Here is a 17,203-nt window from a genome sequence, read left to right as displayed (position 1 = left end):
AAATAGAGAGTGGAATAACTAGCTACCTCGGGGTTTTATTGTCTTTTTTCTCTATTTGGTAAACTTCTTAAATATTATAGCTTAGACTAGTTGCGCTTAAAAGCAGCTAAATTGCAGCGTTTAAGACATAAAAACGCCAATACTGAAAATAAATACTGACCAGGGCTTCTTTTGCCTTTTTCTCGCTTGGTAAATTTCTTAAATATTTATAACTCGAGTGACACCGACAACCGTCATTTTGCTACGTGTTAGCGGCTAGAACACTGCAGCGGTATAACGCGCCTTTCCTTGATCAGCTATATGAGAATGGTTAAATTAACTCTGGAATAGTGTGAATAATGACGTTGTCGTGCTCTGTTAGGTAAAACTCACTGTCTGCACCTGTTACCTGATATTCTTTATCAATTTCAGCGGAAGTATAGGAGCGGCATTTCGTTTCTTCATGGTAATTGCAATGCTTAAACATGTCATTTTGATCAAAATAGCCGAATTCATCGACTAATGTAGCCATTTTTTTGCCTTTTCCATTATGTGTTAACTCAAACACAGCAGCCGCATATTTATCTGAACCTGGTTCAGCAGGTCCTTTTTTAATAAAGAATAATGGTTGATGGCTAATTAACTCACTGAGATTAGGATTATATTCTTTTTTTGCATGACTTAAACTTATAAATTTATACTCATCTGGAACTCTTGAATACTCTGGGTCATATTTTTTATACTCAAAAAATTCATTACCAAGTACATTACAAAAGGTTAATTTATAGTCACTATCGCCAAAACCACTGCCTAATCTCACAACTTTTAAGTAATGGAACTCTTCGGGAATAACCACTTTCTTTCTTGTAACATGATTATGCACGACCAACTGATCATTGAGCGTGTAGTAACCTATTTTTGGTAAGGTAGCTATAGTTTTATCATTTAAGACAATATTTGCTTCATAGACATCATCCAGTAATTTTTCTCCTTTTTGCAAAGCAAAGTTTTGCTGTGCATTGTTATCACCTTTATCTCCCTTTGGTCCCTGCACACCATCTTTACCAGGCTTACCCTCTAGACCTGGCTCACCCTGCTCACCTTTTGGACCTTTTGTCTTCCCGGGATTTTCTCTTAACTTTTTTGCTACTCCTTCCTGTAAAATAGGATTATTTACTAAGATTTCTTTACCTTTATCATCTTTTGCTTCTAGAACTGCTTGTCCTAATTCATTTGCTTTGTTAGTGATTAATTCTTGAGCTATAGCATCGACTGGTGGGCTTTCTCCATCTTTACCAGAATCTCCTTTTACAGTAGTTTGAAAGGTTTCGTCTTTCTTCAATTTAATTGCTACTGCATCTCTTAACCCTTGATTACCTGCTACAGATTTCCGTAGATCTTCATTCTTTGCAACTTCAGTTACTAGCGTATTTCTATTATCATCGTTCATTAGTTGAGCAGCTACTCCTTGCTGCAAAGCCTGATTATTCGCTAGGATTTCCCTATCATCATGCTTTACATTCAGAATAGCTTGTCCTAACTCGGTCGCCTTGGTAGTGATTAATTCTTGAGCTACAGCATCAACTGGTGGGCTTTCTCCATTTTTACTAGGGTCTCCTTTTACGCTATCCCTAAAGCCTTTATCAGATTTTAGTAAATCTCTCACTTCTCCTTTAAACTGCGTATCTCTATTTAGCAGAGATTTTACAGCACTTGATATTTTATACCTCTTATTGCTATTAGTAGTCAATTCTTCCGCAACTTCTTCAGGACTAGCATCTTCACCTTTTCCACCCGGAGGACCTTGTGGGCCTCTTTCACCCTTTACACTTTTTATAAATTCTGGGTCACTTTTTAGTAAATCTTTTACACTATTTTTAAAACTCTCATCTGTTGCAATTTTTTGAATAGTACTTGTTTTATTAATCCAACAACTTAATTGCCTTGTATCTGAATATAGGCTATTATCAACATTAACTTCAGGTAGAACCTCTCTAAGTTCAGGCAGAACTTCCCTTATATTTGAATGTTCAAGTAGCTCTGATCTTAAATGGGTATTAAAATTTTTTTTATCAATACTGTCAATTCCAATTGCATGTTCCCCTAACATATCAATAGGATTTCCATTAAAGTCAGCAAAATAAGCTAAAAGCTCATTTTCTTTCTTTTCAATCGCTATATAACTATTTGGCCTACTTGGTTTATATTCATAGAAACCTTCACTCTTAGGCACTCTATATGTGAAAGCTTCACTGTTGTAAGCGACAAAAACAGGATCTAATTCACAAATCTTCCTTCCTTCGTATGTAATTCTTGGTGTATAACATTCAAAGTCTTCTGTAGCAGAAGATACCTTTTCTCCTTTTATTAATTTAATTTCCTTATTGTAGTAGTCTTTTAAGTTAAGATTCTTATTAAGTATCAATGATCTAGGCAAAATAATATGTGTACCGTTACTGGTATCGGATAAAGAGATTCGGTATTCACAGTTATCATCAAGTACTACTTCGGCTTTGGTATTATTGAAGTCAAAATCGCGTTTAAGCATGCGTTCGCTTGTACAGGAGTGGTGAGTATTATCACTGATCCAACATAGAACTTTGTCTTTATTTTGATCCTGTATATCTTTATAGATGCTACATGTTCCAAAGTTAGTATAACAGAATTCAATTTCACTATTGCCATTTAGGGGCTTGAGCTTTATTCTTTTTAGGTCCAGATTATCATTAGATACTAGTTTTTGACTTTCTTCTATACTAAAAATGTACTTCGTCATCCTTTCTACAATTGGATTTTACTGTGAACAAACATTCTTGAGTCATAGGCTTACCAAATAACAATTAAAAAAAAGCTAATCAACTATTAGATATACTGTAACTCAATGAACCTAAAAGAATCAGCGTAGCTACCAAAATTGTTTTGATCTACGTCAGTTATCCAAGTTTGGCATTGAATACTCAATACTTCCTCTATCAACACCCTCCTGTAATGCTCATCCAGATGAGACATTATATCATCAAGGAGAAGAAGCGGTGCCTTATTGTGGTGAATACACCTTGCTTTTACACTGGATAAGATGATAGAAAGTAGCAATAACTTTTGTTCTCCAGTAGAGCACAAATTTATTGGTATATCTCTTCCTTGGTAAAAAACCTGAAATTTATCATTGTTCACACAAAAGGTTACTCTACCGGTTAACGAGTCTTTTTCTCTATTTTCCTCTAAACGATTCTGAAAATATTCTGCAGTATCGCTTGAAGTTAGCTGGCTGCTGAGTTTTAGACTCGCTTTTGGAAAAAACTCAGTGGACTGGTTATCAATTGTATCTTGCAGTGTTGTTAAAACAGATAGCCGCATACGTAATATATTAACTGCGTTAACAGCCATAACATTTTCAAGGCTAGAAAGCCAGTTCTCGTCCAAAATGTTCTCCCTCAGCAGTTTACTCCGCTCGTGTTTGGCTTTCCTATATTTCATGTAGCAGTAAGTGTAATTTTCTTTAAACAATGAAACTATGCGGTCTAAAAATTTTAACCTATCACTTGGAGAACTAAGAAGGATGTAGTCCATTTGCGGAATTAGCCATATCACATTGGATATTCTATACAGCGATGAATAACCTGATTGCATTTTCCCATCAATTTGTATTAGTTTCTTATTAAAGTTCTTTGCAATACCGATTGAATTGAAATCTACTCCATTAAAGAAACCGTAGTGCACTGTCCAATTTTCATTACTGAATTTGTTTTGCATCTCACTAGCTTTTGCTTTTTTCATTCCATTGCTCTTAGCAAGCAACGAAATCGCTTCAAGTATATTAGTTTTACCTACACCATTCTTGCCAGTTACCACAACTGAATTGTCACTTGAGTCCAGTTCAAAACTTGAATGGTTACGAAAATTATGTAATTGCAACTTTTTTATGTAGCAATGGGTAGCCATTAGCCTAGATGTTTTTTTAATTTATATTCTCCTTACTTCCTCTAGAACCTCATCAACATGCCCGCTAACTTTTACATTTTTCCAGATCTTTACTATTTTACCTTTTTTATCTATTAAAAAAGTAGTGCGTTCTACTCCCATATACTTTTTACCAAACATGCTCTTTTCTACCCAAACACCATATTTTTCTAGCATTTCAGCATTTTCATCAGAAACTAGATAAAATGGTAGAGAATATTTTGCTTTGAAGTTAGCGTGGCACTTAACACTATCTCTTGATACACCGATTATCACTGTATCAAGGGAAGAAAAGTCATTTATTTTATCTCTAAAGCCTTTTGCCTCCATAGTGCAACCTGGAGTGTCATCTTTAGGATAAAAATAAAGAACTATATTTTTTTTATCAAAAAAATCACTCAATGATAAATTTTCACCGGAATCTGTTGGTAAGCTAAAATCAAGAGCATTATTTCCTACTGCTAATTCCATATCCCGCTCCGTTAATAATACTTGTATGGTAATATATTATAGTCAGAGCTTCTAAGAACTCCAGTTAAAAATCAATTAAATCCTCACATGTTTGCTCTTCATAGAAGAAGTTTAATGTTATCGTAGTACCAAGTTTTGCTTCACTTTTAATATCGAAAGTTCCACCCATTAGCTCTACTAGTTTTTTGCTGAGTGGCAACCCGATACCCGTACCTTCGTTTCTATATCCTGAGTCTGCTTGGCCAAAGACAGACATGACTTTATATATGTCTTGCTGCATTATTCCTATTCCATTATCATGGAACTCAATAGTCAATAAGTTTTTTTCTATATTCTCTTTAATCACCATTCTTATTAGGCCGTCTTTGGGGGTAAATTTGATTGAATTTGATAATAAGTTTATTATAACTTGTTTCATCCTCTTTGGATCTGCGATAACTAATAACTGTTTATTGGGTATTTCCTTTTTTAAACTAATTCCAGTTTCTTTTAATTTGGGCGATAGCATATTCAAACATGAATCTATTATTTTATTCAGGTTAAACTTCACTTTTTCTACTGTTAAACTGCTTGCTTCAGCTTTTGAAAAATCGAGCACGTCGTTAATTAAAGCAAGTAAATGTGTCCCTGCATTATATATATCATCTGCATACTCCTTGTATTGAGAATGATCCATCGAACCTAAAGTTTCATTTTTGATCAACTCTGCAAATCCAATAATAGCATTAAGTGGCGTGCGCAGCTCATGTGTAACGCTTGCAAAAAACTTTAGCTTGTTTGCATTTTCTTGCTCTAAAGCCTCTTTCATCTGTTGTAATTCGATATTAGTTTTATGTTGCTTAGCTAGCACTTGGGTATTGGAAAAGTGCAAATAAAGCATTATTAGTATTAAAATTACTAATAATAAGCCCACGAACGTTAAAAATAGGCTATATACCATAACATAAGAGTTATTGTGGTTTTGAATGATCTTTAAAAAAAATGATGGCTTAATGTCACCTTCATGAAATATAGGAAAAATAGAAACTAGTTTATTTCCTGTAGTATAAAATATTTCTTGGTTGTTTAGTAGCCTATCGATTTCATCATCTGTAAGTAATTGTTCATAATCATGATCTTGGGTGTTAAAGTGACTGAACATTATTCTACTATTTTGATCATATAGTATTAAGCTCAAGTTCTTCACTTCGCTAACTGATTGTAATAATTCAGCACGTAGCCTTATCAGCTGGTTTATGTAATCAAAGTTCTTGTATTTAATGTGGTGCTTTTCTATTAGTAAGTAGTGATACTTTTTTATTATGCTGTTTTCCAGTACATTTTTTAAGCCTATACTTGAGTCACGGTAAGAAGAGAGAAAGTTATTCCTTAGTGAGTAATTACAATATATCACGCTAAATAAAATCACAAAAATTGATGAGAATAATGCGATAACTTTTGCGTATCTATTTTTCTTTAGTATAGAAAGTGTTAATTTACTTAGTTTATACATACCCTTCTCATTGTGAAATAACGACTTTTATGTTATTAATTAAAATTTAGCATACCATACTTTTATGACAATTTCTCCTATCTTGCCAGTTTATTCTCCTATTGATATAAATTTTTCTTATGGCAAAGGTGTTTATCTGTATGATGTTAATGGCAAGCGTTACATAGATTTTCACTCTGGAATAGCCGTTAGCAGCTTAGGTCATGCCAACTCGCAATTAATTAGCGCTCTTAAACTGCAAGGGGAAAAGTTATGGCATGTATCAAATACCTATAATATACCTGCTGCTAACAACTTTGCAAAAAAACTAAAGGACAACAGCTTTGCTGATACTGTATTTTTCACAAATTCTGGATCAGAAGCAGTAGAGTGTGGGCTTAAGATTGCTAGAGCCTATCAAAACGGAAAAGGCAGTAAAAATCGCCATAGAATTTTAACATTTCATGGTGCATTTCATGGAAGAACATTTTTAACTTGTGCTACAAACGATAGACAGAAATTTTCTGAACTACTGAATCCTTATATTGATTGGTGTGATAATGTCGAGCCCAATATTGAGAGCGTAAGAAAAGCAATCCCTAATAGTATAGGCGTTATATTGATAGAACCAATACAGGGACAAGGTGGCATTAAAGTAATGGATGAAGTCTTCATAAAAGAGCTAAGGAAGCTGTGCGATGAAAACGACATATTGCTATTTTTTGACTGTATACAGTGTGGTGCTGGGAGAACAGGAAAATTATTTGCATATGAACATATGGGAGTGGAGCCTGACATATGCGCTCTTGCAAAAGGAATAGGGGGAGGGTTCCCGCTAGGGGCTTGTCTTGCAACTGAAAAGGCTGCTAAGTACATGAAAGTTGGCATGCACGGTTCCACTTTTGGTGGCAATCCACTTGCAACTTCGGTAGGCAATGCTGTGGTTGATGAATTACTCAGCTCCGGCTTTTTGGAGAATGTTGAAGTTAGAGGCAAGTATTTAAAAAATAAATTAGAAGGTCTGGCAAGTAAATTCCCAATGATAGAAAAGGTAAGAGGAAAGGGGCTAATGCTTGGGATAAAAGTGAAAATGGATAGCCAAAAGTTTGCAGAAGAGCTAAGTTATCGTGGTTTACTCACTGTTGGAGTAACATCAGATAATGTTGTAAGAATTTTGCCTCCACTCATCATCACTGAAAAGGAAATCGACGAAGGCATTAAGATCCTGACTCAATATTTATCTGATGCCAATTCCCACTGCACAAGGGACGGGTAGACAGCATATTAGGTAAGAAAGTGTACTAGACAAAACTCTATTCAAATTGCACTTTTACTGCCACAACCTCCATGAACCACATAGTTAAAATGATATATCAGTGATTTTATATCGACAACCTCCTACTATTCCATACTCAACATGAACTAAATTCACTTTAGAGTTGGGAGCTTTAGGCTTTCTTGATTGTTCCACTTTTGTATCAGAGTCATAGCCAGAATCATAACCTGACTCGTATTTCTGCCTTATTCTTTCTACATTAGCACCGGAAGTTTTTCTAGTATTATCCTGTAGTTCTTCTTTTCGACCTGTTGTTGTATTAGCTTCTGATTTATGTTTATTTATTTTTTCTTCCCACTGATTTTTTCTATCTTTTACTAGCCCATGATAAGTGCCAGAATTAGCTTTTATAGATTTTGCTTTCCTTTCTGATCTTTTTGCAGCAAGATCCACTGTAGCGTATATAGGTTCTTGCTTTGATGAATCAATCGGTTTTTTCTGTGTTTTACACTCTTCTGCACTAACGTAGAGTGGGTTCTCACGCTTTCTAACATCAGAGATTTCTGCATATATAGGTTCTTGCTGTGTTGCACACTTTTCTATACTGGAATAACCACTATCAAGTGAATTGTCATCCCTTCTAAAATGATCTATTTCCTCGTAAATGTGTTCATCACCTTGCTCCTTTGCACCTTGTTTTGCCGCAAGACCTACTGTAGCATATATGTGTGGTGAATCAATTGGTTTTCTCTGTGCTCTAAGCTCTTTTATGCTAGAGTAGCGACTACTTAGTGAATCATCATCTCCAAAACCATCTACTTTTTCATAAGTGTGCCTGTCATTATATACAGGTTGTGTTTCAGTGTTCTTGGCAGGTATTTCTTCATAAATAGGCTCTGATTGCAAGGAGTGTCCTACATTTCCCTTTATCGATGAAGCATGTCTTCCTTCTATATCCATGCTGTCTGTACTGCAATACTTAGAGCCTTTCACCAATAAAAATTGTACTATAGGGTGAGAGCTTATTTCCTCTGGCAAGTTTTTTGATGGATTCACTGATAAACCTTTTGAGGTAGCTAGCCTTTCCACAGCGTGCGTTATAGCATTTTTGTTGTTTTTATCTAGCGAGTTGACATCAGCTCCTGCGTTGACAAGTAATTCTACTATATCAGAATTGAGATTTTCTATAGCAACCACAAGTGCATCGTTTAAGTGTTGGTTGTCCTCCCTACTGTGGGAAGGTTCCTTTTTTCTAGCAAACGAGAAGAGTTTACCCAATGTATCAAAGAAATCTAGAGTAAACTTCACAACTCTCTTGTTGTTGTATTTAGTAGCTTGAACTAATAAGTTGCTTTTGATACCCATTGATTATACCTCACTGTTCATGGACTCTAGAAATATGTTACCTTACAGTGATTGACTTTTTCTTAAATTCGATGGCGTTTTGGTAGGTTGTACAGCCAGATTAGGTTTTATGTTCAAAACAAACGAGGTCCAGGCAACTAAAATAGGGCACAAACTTTCATGAAATGTGCCTGTGGAGTTTTATAAATTTTAGTCTTGCTTCCACCTTACGTATAGGTATTTCTTCGCTTATGTTTTTTGAGTTCACGGCCATGTTCAGCAGCTTTAAGTAGAATGTTGCAGCATTTTTGAAATCTGAAAGCTTATCTAGAGTAACAGCTAGGTTATAGACATAAAAAATATTGTTTTGATCAAGAGAAGTTGCAGCTATCATGTACTCCTTAGCTTTTGCATAGTCCTCCTTTTTTATATAGATTAGACCTAGATTTGCCAGTAAAGGAGCACAGTTTTTGTGTATATCATACAACTTCAACATTTCACTTAACGCCAGGTCAGGGTTGTATTGTGAAATTATCGTCAGAAAATTCTCTAATATATAAGAGTTACTAGGGTATTCTTTTAATAGTCTTGTGTAGATCTCTATAGCCTTTTCGTATTCTTTGTTGGCGTAATAAATGTTTCCCAGTCCGATCAGAGCACTTTTATGATAAGGAAATTTTACAATGACTTGGTTAAGGAAAGAAATGGCTGCCTCATTATCTCCAGATTCAAAGGAATCTTTTGCTTTTTTTAAAATGGAGTGTGTGCTAAAGTGCTTGCCAGAATTCTGTGCAACTTTGATATTAAACTTATCACTTTTTTTCTCAATAACGTCAAAGTCCTTATATTTTTCATCAGCTTTTATGTATTTAGCAACGTTATCAAAGACTTTTCGTATCTCCAAATCCTCATTAGCATGAGCAGTGGGGAAACTTAGTAAAACTATAGAATAAATTAATATGCAGATAAATACAGCTCTCGGTATTGTAGCGTTAGAGCCACGGATTGATATCATTCCTGCACGTAACCAGCAAATCTTACTTTCCTGAGTTATGTACAACATAGCATAGATTTATAAATACTGACTTAGCTATCTCATATAATAATAAAGATAGTATTAATTAGAGGCAAACATATATATTTACCCCATTTTGCAGCATGTGCGCAATTAAACTTAACACGGGAGTATAAGCGGCAATCTGCTAGCTAATTTTGTACAGCCCTATTGCAATTCAATCAATTGGCGTATAAGCTTTAAATAAAGCCTATGAAAAAAATGGAAGCTTGTTATTCGTTCGACGATATACTACTCTTGCCAGCCCATTCTAATATATTACCTTGTGATGCAGATACGAAAACTTATTTAACAAATAGCATAGAGCTCAATATCCCTCTCATATCTTCCGCAATGGATACTGTTACTGAATCAGACTTTGCAATAGCTATTGCCCAACATGGTGGAGTAGGTTGCATACATAAAAATCTATCAATAGATGAGCAAGTTTCGGAAGTCAGAAGGGTAAAAAAATATGAAAGTTGGATCGTGTATAATCCAATTACGATTTCTCCAGATAAAACAGTTGCGGAAGCGATTTCATTAATGAAAGAGCACAATTATTCTGGCATTCCTGTGGTTGATCAATTTAAGTTAGTGGGAATTTTAACTAACCGGGATGTGAGGTTTATTGAAGACCGGAACATGGGTGTAAAAGTTTCTGAAGTGATGACAAAAGACAAGCTAATTACAGTGCGGGAGCAGGAAGTGAATAGTGCCTCAGCAATGAAATTGTTACATGAAAATAGAATAGAGAAGCTTTTGGTCGTAGATGAAAATTCTTGTTGTATAGGACTAATTACGGTTAAAGACATTGAAAAATACAATAGATATCCCAATTCATGTAAAGACAGTAAAGGGCGGCTCAGAGTTGCTGCTGCAGTTGGCACTGGCAAAAAGGATGGCATAGAAAGATGCGAAGCTTTAATTGGAGAAGAAATTGATGTGATTGTCGTGGATACCGCTCACGGTCATTCCGAAAATGTTATCAGCACCATTAGAGAAATAAAAGCGATGTACCCAAACACGCAGCTAGTAGGTGGCAACATTGCCACAAAAGAGGCTGCTGAAGCATTGATTGACGCAGGCGTTGATGCAGTGAAGGTTGGCATAGGGCCTGGATCAATCTGCACAACTAGGATAGTTACAGGTGTTGGTGTACCACAATTTTCCGCAATTCAAAATGTTGCAGAAGTGTGTAAAGCAAGAAAAGTAAGATTGATTGCTGATGGTGGGATAAAATACTCAGGAGATGTTGCAAAAGCTGTCGCAGCCGGCGCTGATTCTGTGATGATTGGTTCACTTTTTGCGGGCACTGACGAAAGTCCAGGCGAGATCATCATGTACAAGGGCAGAGCATACAAAGGTTATCGAGGAATGGGGTCTATCAGTGCAATGAAACGAGGTTCAGCGAGCCGTTATTTTCAAGATAAAGACTCAAAACTAAAATTAGTTCCACAAGGAGTAGAAGGAAGAGTTCCATTTAAAGGTCCAGCTTCAGGGGTAATCCATCAATTAATTGGTGGGTTGCAGGCTGCAATGGGGTATACTGGTAATAGAAGTATAGAAGAGATGAAGAAAAACTGCAAATTCGTTACTATTACTGCATCTGGACTCAGAGAGAGTCATGCTCATGATATAATTATTACGCAAGAAGCTCCAAATTACGCTTATCAAGCATCCAACTTACCAGTTGATCCAGAGTAGATCCTTTTCAATGTCATCCAAGTAGCCTCTCCTTCTCCCGCCGTCCCAGTAGCTGACACTGAGATCTAAGATACTACTTTAGTAATAAATATTTAGGAAATTTACTAAACGGAGAAAAAGGCAAAGAAATCCCGAGTGGCGAGTTTTGATTCTATGATACTGTAAATTGGCGCTATAATAATTTACTGACGCTTAGTTCAAGCGCGATTTGGCTGAATGTAGAAAAAATGAAAAAGACATGCAGCCGCTATAATTTGATACAATCCGCCAAAAAATACCCTGAGTTTTTTACTGAATTTTGTCATTGAGCCTGCAGATCAAAAACAAGTTTTGAGTCAGAAACACCCTTAGTGTTATAGTAATGAAATTGTTGGAATTTGTCAAGCAGTTTTTTTCGTTTCTATGGCTAGTGCATGCACTGCCTGAGCTTAGACCCAAGCATCCTAACGCGCAGATATTTTGATCCCACCGGTATATAGATTGGCGTGGCTTTTTCCAGTATAAAGCAATGCAAGTCCAATATTGTCTACGCTAGAGCGCAGTTCGCCTATTTCTTCATTGTTCTCATTTGTTACTTTGGTACCGATATTTGGAAGTGCACTGTTTCCCTCAACAAGGTAAAGTTTTCTTCTGAACGTTTCTTGCCTGCTCATTCGATTTACAACTTCCTGGCCTATATAACACCCCTTATTGAAGCTTATTCCGTTGACCTTATCGATTAAATACTGCAGCGGAAACGATGAATTCTGCACCATATCCCTTGCTCCATCTGGAACGAGGTTTTGAATTCTAACTTTTTCGTACTGAGTAAAATCTCCGGCTGGCTGCTTTATTTCGCCCTTATGTATGATCCTCATTCCCAAAGATTTGTGCCTTGGATCTTGAAAAATAATTTGTGACTCATTACATTCTGTTGACTTAGTATCAAACAAAACCCCAACCTTATACAATGAACTAACGTCTTTAGTCTTCACTCTCAGGTAAGTTTTAAGCAAATCTAGTTTTTCAATTATTTGCTGCAAGTGCACATTTTCGCATTCCAAAAGGATGTATTTACCGTATCTAATCAGAAAAAAATCGTATAAGTACTTTCCCTGAGGGCTAAGCAGCAAAGAGTAAATAGCTTTTTGACTATCTAGCTTATTAATATCATTTGTTATAATACCCTGCAGGAAATCCCTCGCGTCTGGCCTGTATAAAACTATTACACCACGGCTTTGCAATGGTATATAACTCATACAATTTCTGTCAATAAACCTAAATTTTACTATATAATATTAGGTACACTTCGTCTTCTTATATTTTACAAGCCTCAGCCCTTGAAATCCAGCTTACAAGTACATATATAAGCTTATAGGTTAATTTGTTGATGAGGAAAACAAATGTCAAGTATAAACTTAAGTGTATTGGATGATAGCGTTTTGATTAAGCCTATCAGTGAAGAAAAACAAGGTGGAATTGTGCTTCCATCGAGTGCTGAAAAGAAGCCTACTAAAGGTGAAGTTATAGCAACTGGTGAAGGTTCACGCAATTCAAGTGGTGAACGCATAGCTTTAACTGTAAAAACCGGTGACAAAGTTTTTTATCGGCAATGGGCTGGTACGGAGATAGAGCACGGCGATGAAAAGTTTATAGTGATGAAAGAGTCCGATATACTTGCTATCATTAAGTAGCAGCTTTTACTTTTACTAAACTAAAACAAAGCACAAAATAGTGCATTATAAGTGATTTTATTATAGTTTTCTAAATTTTTTATTAACAAGAGGTGATAAAAATGACTAATATAGTAGTGTCAGGCGAGCAGTTGCAAGAAGCTTTTCGTGAAGTTGCAGCAGTAGTAGATTCAACAGTAGCAGTAACTGCAGGGCCTAGAGGAAAAACAGTAGGGATTAACAAGCCCTATGGAGCACCAGAAATTACAAAAGATGGTTATAAGGTAATGAAGGGTATCAAGCCTGAAAAACCATTAAATGCTGCAATAACAAGTATCTTTGCTCAAAGCTGTTCTCAATGTAATGATAAAGTTGGTGATGGTACAACAACGTGCTCAATACTAACTAGCAACATGATAATGGAGGCTTCAAAATCAATTGCTGCTGGAAATGATCGTGTTAGCATTAAAAATGGAATGCAGAAGGCAAAAGATGTAGTATTAAAGGAAATTGCATCGATGTCTCGCACAATTTCTTTGGAGAAGGTAGATGAAGTAGCGCAAGTTGCTATCATTTCTGCAAATGGTGATAGAGATATTGGTAGTAGCATTGCTGATGCCGTTAAAAAGGTCGGAAAAGAAGGTGTGATCACTGTTGAAGAAAGTAAGGGTTCAAAAGAATTAGAAGTTGAACTTACTACTGGTATGCAGTTTGATCGCGGTTATCTTTCTCCGTACTTTATTACGAACAATGAAAAAATGATTGTGGAGCTTGATGATCCATATCTCTTAATTACAGAGAAAAAACTGAATATTATCCAACCTCTACTTCCTATTCTTGAAGCCGTTGTTAAGTCTGGTAGACCTTTACTTATTATTGCAGAGGATATTGAAGGTGAAGCACTAAGTACTTTGGTTATCAACAAACTGCGTGGTGGTTTAAAAGTCGCTGCGGTAAAAGCTCCAGGCTTTGGTGACAGAAGAAAAGAGATGCTTGAAGATATAGCAACTTTAACAGGTGCTAAGTACGTCATAAAAGACGAACTTGGAATCAAGATGGAAGATCTCTCTCTTGAAGATCTTGGTACCGCTAAAAATGTTAAAATCACTAAAGACAATACCACAATTGTCAGTGAAAATAGCGATTCTGACAGAGTGAAAGCTAGGATCGAACAGATCAAATCGCAAATTGAAACTTCAACTTCCGATTACGATAAGGAAAAGCTAAGGGAACGTTTAGCAAAATTATCGGGTGGCGTTGCTGTACTTAAAGTTGGTGGAGCAACTGAAGTAGAAGTTAAAGAGCGTAGAGATAGAGTTGAGGATGCACTGCATGCAACAAGAGCTGCAATCGAAGAAGGTATAGTTCCAGGTGGTGGAGCTGCACTTCTTTACACTTCATCTGTTCTTGATAAGCTAAAAGGTGGAAGCGATGAAGAACAGATAGGTATAAATATTATTAAGAAAGTCCTCAGTGCTCCTATCAAGAGATTAGTCAAAAATGCTGGTCTTGAGTCTGCTGTTATAATTGATCATTTGATTAAACAGAATGATAAAGAGCTTATATACAACGTTGAAGCTATGAATTATGCTAACGCATTTACTGCAGGTGTTATTGACCCGGCGAAGGTGGTCCGTATTGCTTTTGAAACAGCGATATCTGTTGCAAGCGTACTGATTACTACTGAATCTATGATAGTTGATGTACCAAACAAGGATGAAAGCGCTTCATCTCCTATGGGTGCAGGCGGCATGGGTGGAATGAATGGATTCTAAGTAAATGAAACCTTGGGGCAAGAAATTCACTTGCTCCACGGTATCTTCTCTTTAAAGATCTCATATTTTACTGTGTGCTAAAGGTAATGCGTGCAGTGCTTTTTACAAAAAGACACTACTTTTTATTTTCCTTATCCTTCTCATTTCTTTATACTACGGTTATCTAATAACAAAAGGCAGCGCAGAAGCCCACTAGGGTGGGTATCTCTACATTAGTACAATATTATATTAATAAATAATTTATATAATATTGTTTATTATAATAGCTAAAATCTAAATTTTTTCCTTTATATATAGGGTAGAACTGCCTTTATGAAAATACATGCACATTTAATATTGTTTTTGCTTTTTTTTTGCACTCAACTTCATGCTGACGAAGAAGTTGCAAAATTTGATTTGCTTATTGGTAAGGTAAATGAAGCAAACCTTACCCTTGAAGGTGCAATAAAGGTTACAATAAGGCCAGGTTGGCATATATATTATAAGGACCCTGGAGATTTTGGTCTTCCCACTTCTTTTGATTGCAAGGGCAACACATCAAATATAGATATTTATTGGCCTACTCCAAAAGAACATAAAGACAAAATAGGAAGAGTGACATTTGTCAGTAACGTATACAAGGATATGGTATTATTTCCCTTCAAAATGAGCGTGTTTCCAAGCCGAGGGTATATTGACCTTAACTTTCGTATAAATTATGCGATATGTAAAGATAGGTGCATCCCTAAAAAGGCTGAAATAAAAATCAAGCAACCACTGAAGAACTTTGTAGACTTTGATGCCAGTAAACTCATAAACGAGTGGTATGAAAAATAGGGTTTGGCAGACTGTTAGCTTATATAGCGTTTGTAGTGTGACTTCTCATGAACAATAAGTTAGGTATTTTCAATTTTTTTTGTATACTTAAATCAAAACGCTTACCTTCAGCACGTAGATGGATATAGTAAAGTTTGCTTTATTACTGCCAACAATATTACTTATACTAATCGCCGGTGTTTATCTATCAGTTAAACTAAAATGGCTACAGATATTTAGATTGCCGTACGCTCTTTCACTCATTGGGGCCAAGAGAGGGGAAAATAAATTTTCTTCTATAGCCGCACTATTTACAATTTTAGGGGGAAATTTAGGAGTAGGAAATATTTCAGGAACTGCTGTTGCTCTAAAAACTGGGGGACCTGGCTCTATTTTATGGATGGCAATAATTGTTGTTATCACTTCTGCAATAAAATATGTCACTTGTTATCTGAGTATAAAAAACAGAAAGAAAAAAAATGGAAGGTTTATAGGTGGTCCTATAGCCTACATGGCTGATGCATTTAACTCTAGAAAAGCCACAATTGCGTTTCTAGTCATTATGATGATAGTCTCGATAACCGTTGGTAACCTTGTTCAGGTAAATTCTCTGTCAATACCACTTGACATGATAGATGTACCTGTGATTACTGGTGGAATCACAATGGCCATAATATTTTTTATTGTTGCAGCTCTCAGCTTAAAAAAAATTAAAATTTTCATATCAGCTACGATACCGATAATGACGGTGAGTTACCTAACGCTTTGTGGTATTATATTATTTAAGTTTAGCGAAAATATTCTTCCTTCTCTAAAGCTAATAACAAGCGGCTTTTTTACAACTGACAGCTTTAGCTTTGGTTTATCTCTAGGTTTAATTGTGGAGATGTTGACTATTATTCAAGTAGGAACCCTGCGAGGTATCTTCGCAACAGATATAGGGCTTGGCCTTGAAGGCATCGTGCACTCTTCAATTGTTCCTAAGAAAAACAACAATAAATTTATCATTGAACAGAGCCTAATCACAATAATATCACCTTTCATAGTTGTATTCGTAGTATTTATTACAACGATGGTACTGCTTGTCACAGATTCTTGGATCACTGATTTAGAGAGCACTAACATGTGCATCTTTGCTTTTAGAAAAGCTATGAATTGGCATTATATTGACTACTTAATCATGGCTATAATGTTTTGTTTTGCCTTTACTACTATTTTTACTTGGTTCTTTTGCTCAAAACAGACAATACGCTATATGTCTATGAATGACAAATACACTAAAGTCTGGATTGTAATTTTTACCGCAATCATTCCACTTGGCGCGATAAGTAAAGTCCAGTTACTATGGGATGTTGCTGATATTTCGATCGCCGCTTTGCTGTTTATTAACATACTCGCTATACTCAAGCTAGCTTATCAAGATCCAGAAGTTTTTACTATGAGCAGCAGATATTTAAAATTGGACATGTCAGCCAAATTGCCGTCTGATACCAAATCCCAATGATATTTTTTTTGGCAAATTAAAAAGTTTCCTTACGATTAGAGGTTTAGCGAATTTATCTTGCTTGATAACGAAAATTGATATAACCTTTATGCTTAAGAAATTTACTAAACGAGAAAAAAAGGCAAAAGAAGCCCTGGTTACTGTCTGTTGTCAGTATCGGTGTTTTTATGTCTTAAACGCTGCAATTTAGCTGCTTTTAAGCGCAACTAGTCTAA

Annotated in this window: 13 protein-coding genes; 6 read left to right on the top strand and 7 right to left on the bottom strand. The window is 35.8% G+C overall.

The features are described 5' to 3' along the window. Positions 1-310 precede the first annotated feature (310 nt). From DM84_RS00440 to DM84_RS00425, 4 genes are all read right to left on the bottom strand, one after another. Positions 311-2,755 (bottom strand): collagen-like protein, encoded by a 2,445-nt coding sequence (locus tag DM84_RS00440; protein WP_250777482.1) that lies wholly within the window; start codon positions 2,753-2,755, stop codon positions 311-313. A gap of 86 nt (positions 2,756-2,841) precedes the next feature. Next, the gene (gene recF, locus DM84_RS00435) at positions 2,842-3,921 is read right to left on the bottom strand and encodes a DNA replication/repair protein RecF (protein WP_250777480.1); all 1,080 of its coding nucleotides are present in this window, start codon (positions 3,919-3,921) and stop codon (positions 2,842-2,844) included. A 21-nt stretch (positions 3,922-3,942) separates the two neighbouring features. Beyond that, entirely contained in the window at positions 3,943-4,410 is a 468-nt protein-coding gene (bcp, locus tag DM84_RS00430) for a thioredoxin-dependent thiol peroxidase (protein WP_250777478.1), read from the bottom strand. Positions 4,411-4,474: 64 nt separating this feature from the next. Then, positions 4,475-5,902 carry a sensor histidine kinase gene (locus tag DM84_RS00425; RefSeq protein WP_250777476.1) on the bottom strand — a complete coding sequence of 476 codons (1,428 nt, stop codon included), beginning with the start codon at positions 5,900-5,902 and terminating at the stop codon, positions 4,475-4,477. A 64-nt stretch (positions 5,903-5,966) separates the two neighbouring features. On the opposite strand from DM84_RS00425, the gene DM84_RS00420 reads away from it, so the two are divergent. After that, positions 5,967-7,157: an aspartate aminotransferase family protein gene (locus tag DM84_RS00420; protein ID WP_250777474.1), complete on the top strand. Its 1,191-nt coding sequence runs from the start codon at positions 5,967-5,969 to the stop codon at positions 7,155-7,157. An 84-nt stretch (positions 7,158-7,241) separates the two neighbouring features. Here DM84_RS00420 and DM84_RS00415 read toward each other — a convergent pair whose 3' ends face one another. Both DM84_RS00415 and DM84_RS00410 read right to left on the bottom strand, forming a co-directional pair. Further along, complete coding sequence (locus DM84_RS00415; RefSeq protein ID WP_250777472.1) at positions 7,242-8,522, bottom strand: ankyrin repeat domain-containing protein; 1,281 nt, start codon at positions 8,520-8,522, stop codon at positions 7,242-7,244. A gap of 157 nt (positions 8,523-8,679) precedes the next feature. Beyond that, positions 8,680-9,564, bottom strand: a complete 885-nt coding sequence (locus tag DM84_RS00410) for a tetratricopeptide repeat protein (protein ID WP_250777469.1) — start codon at positions 9,562-9,564, stop codon at positions 8,680-8,682. 204 nt (positions 9,565-9,768) lie between these two features. Here DM84_RS00410 and guaB point away from each other — a divergent pair, with 204 nt between their 5' ends. Continuing rightward, positions 9,769-11,262 carry an IMP dehydrogenase gene (guaB, locus tag DM84_RS00405; protein WP_250777466.1) on the top strand — a complete coding sequence of 498 codons (1,494 nt, stop codon included), beginning with the start codon at positions 9,769-9,771 and terminating at the stop codon, positions 11,260-11,262. 443 nt (positions 11,263-11,705) lie between these two features. Here guaB and ygfZ read toward each other — a convergent pair whose 3' ends face one another. After that, a complete protein-coding gene (gene ygfZ, locus DM84_RS00400) occupies positions 11,706-12,500 on the bottom strand; it encodes a CAF17-like 4Fe-4S cluster assembly/insertion protein YgfZ (protein WP_250777463.1) in 795 nt (264 codons plus the stop codon). Positions 12,501-12,653: 153 nt separating this feature from the next. On the opposite strand from ygfZ, the gene DM84_RS00395 reads away from it, so the two are divergent. The 4 genes from DM84_RS00395 to DM84_RS00380 all read left to right on the top strand — a co-directional run bounded on the left by DM84_RS00395 (position 12,654) and on the right by DM84_RS00380 (position 16,988). After that, positions 12,654-12,935 (top strand): co-chaperone GroES, encoded by a 282-nt coding sequence (locus DM84_RS00395; RefSeq protein WP_250777484.1) that lies wholly within the window; start codon positions 12,654-12,656, stop codon positions 12,933-12,935. Between the two features lie 101 nt (positions 12,936-13,036). Continuing rightward, positions 13,037-14,689, top strand: coding sequence for a chaperonin GroEL (gene groL / locus DM84_RS00390; RefSeq protein ID WP_250777460.1), 1,653 nt, complete (start codon positions 13,037-13,039; stop codon positions 14,687-14,689). 312 nt (positions 14,690-15,001) lie between these two features. Beyond that, complete coding sequence (locus DM84_RS00385; protein ID WP_250777458.1) at positions 15,002-15,505, top strand: protein-disulfide reductase DsbD domain-containing protein; 504 nt, start codon at positions 15,002-15,004, stop codon at positions 15,503-15,505. A gap of 118 nt (positions 15,506-15,623) precedes the next feature. Continuing rightward, positions 15,624-16,988: an alanine/glycine:cation symporter family protein gene (locus DM84_RS00380; protein ID WP_250777455.1), complete on the top strand. Its 1,365-nt coding sequence runs from the start codon at positions 15,624-15,626 to the stop codon at positions 16,986-16,988. Positions 16,989-17,203: the final 215 nt, after the last annotated feature.

This window comes from Wolbachia pipientis, assembly GCF_023661085.1.
Taxonomy (GTDB): domain Bacteria; phylum Pseudomonadota; class Alphaproteobacteria; order Rickettsiales; family Anaplasmataceae; genus Wolbachia.
Note: the sequence above shows the minus strand (reverse complement) of the source record. Positions and strands in the feature narration are given on the sequence as shown.

What these genes read in the sequence shown, in the direction of transcription:
- DM84_RS00440 (WP_250777482.1), bottom strand. Translation starts at nt 2,755, where the DNA reads ATGACGAAGTACATTTTTAGTATAGAAGAAAGTCAAAAACTAGTATCT.
- recF (WP_250777480.1), bottom strand. Translation starts at nt 3,921, where the DNA reads ATGGCTACCCATTGCTACATAAAAAAGTTGCAATTACATAATTTTCGT.
- bcp (WP_250777478.1), bottom strand. Translation starts at nt 4,410, where the DNA reads ATGGAATTAGCAGTAGGAAATAATGCTCTTGATTTTAGCTTACCAACA.
- DM84_RS00425 (WP_250777476.1), bottom strand. Translation starts at nt 5,902, where the DNA reads ATGTATAAACTAAGTAAATTAACACTTTCTATACTAAAGAAAAATAGA.
- DM84_RS00420 (WP_250777474.1), top strand. Translation starts at nt 5,967, where the DNA reads ATGACAATTTCTCCTATCTTGCCAGTTTATTCTCCTATTGATATAAAT.
- DM84_RS00415 (WP_250777472.1), bottom strand. Translation starts at nt 8,522, where the DNA reads ATGGGTATCAAAAGCAACTTATTAGTTCAAGCTACTAAATACAACAAC.
- DM84_RS00410 (WP_250777469.1), bottom strand. Translation starts at nt 9,564, where the DNA reads ATGTTGTACATAACTCAGGAAAGTAAGATTTGCTGGTTACGTGCAGGA.
- guaB (WP_250777466.1), top strand. Translation starts at nt 9,769, where the DNA reads ATGAAAAAAATGGAAGCTTGTTATTCGTTCGACGATATACTACTCTTG.
- ygfZ (WP_250777463.1), bottom strand. Translation starts at nt 12,500, where the DNA reads ATGAGTTATATACCATTGCAAAGCCGTGGTGTAATAGTTTTATACAGG.
- groL (WP_250777460.1), top strand. Translation starts at nt 13,037, where the DNA reads ATGACTAATATAGTAGTGTCAGGCGAGCAGTTGCAAGAAGCTTTTCGT.
- DM84_RS00385 (WP_250777458.1), top strand. Translation starts at nt 15,002, where the DNA reads ATGAAAATACATGCACATTTAATATTGTTTTTGCTTTTTTTTTGCACT.
- DM84_RS00380 (WP_250777455.1), top strand. Translation starts at nt 15,624, where the DNA reads ATGGATATAGTAAAGTTTGCTTTATTACTGCCAACAATATTACTTATA.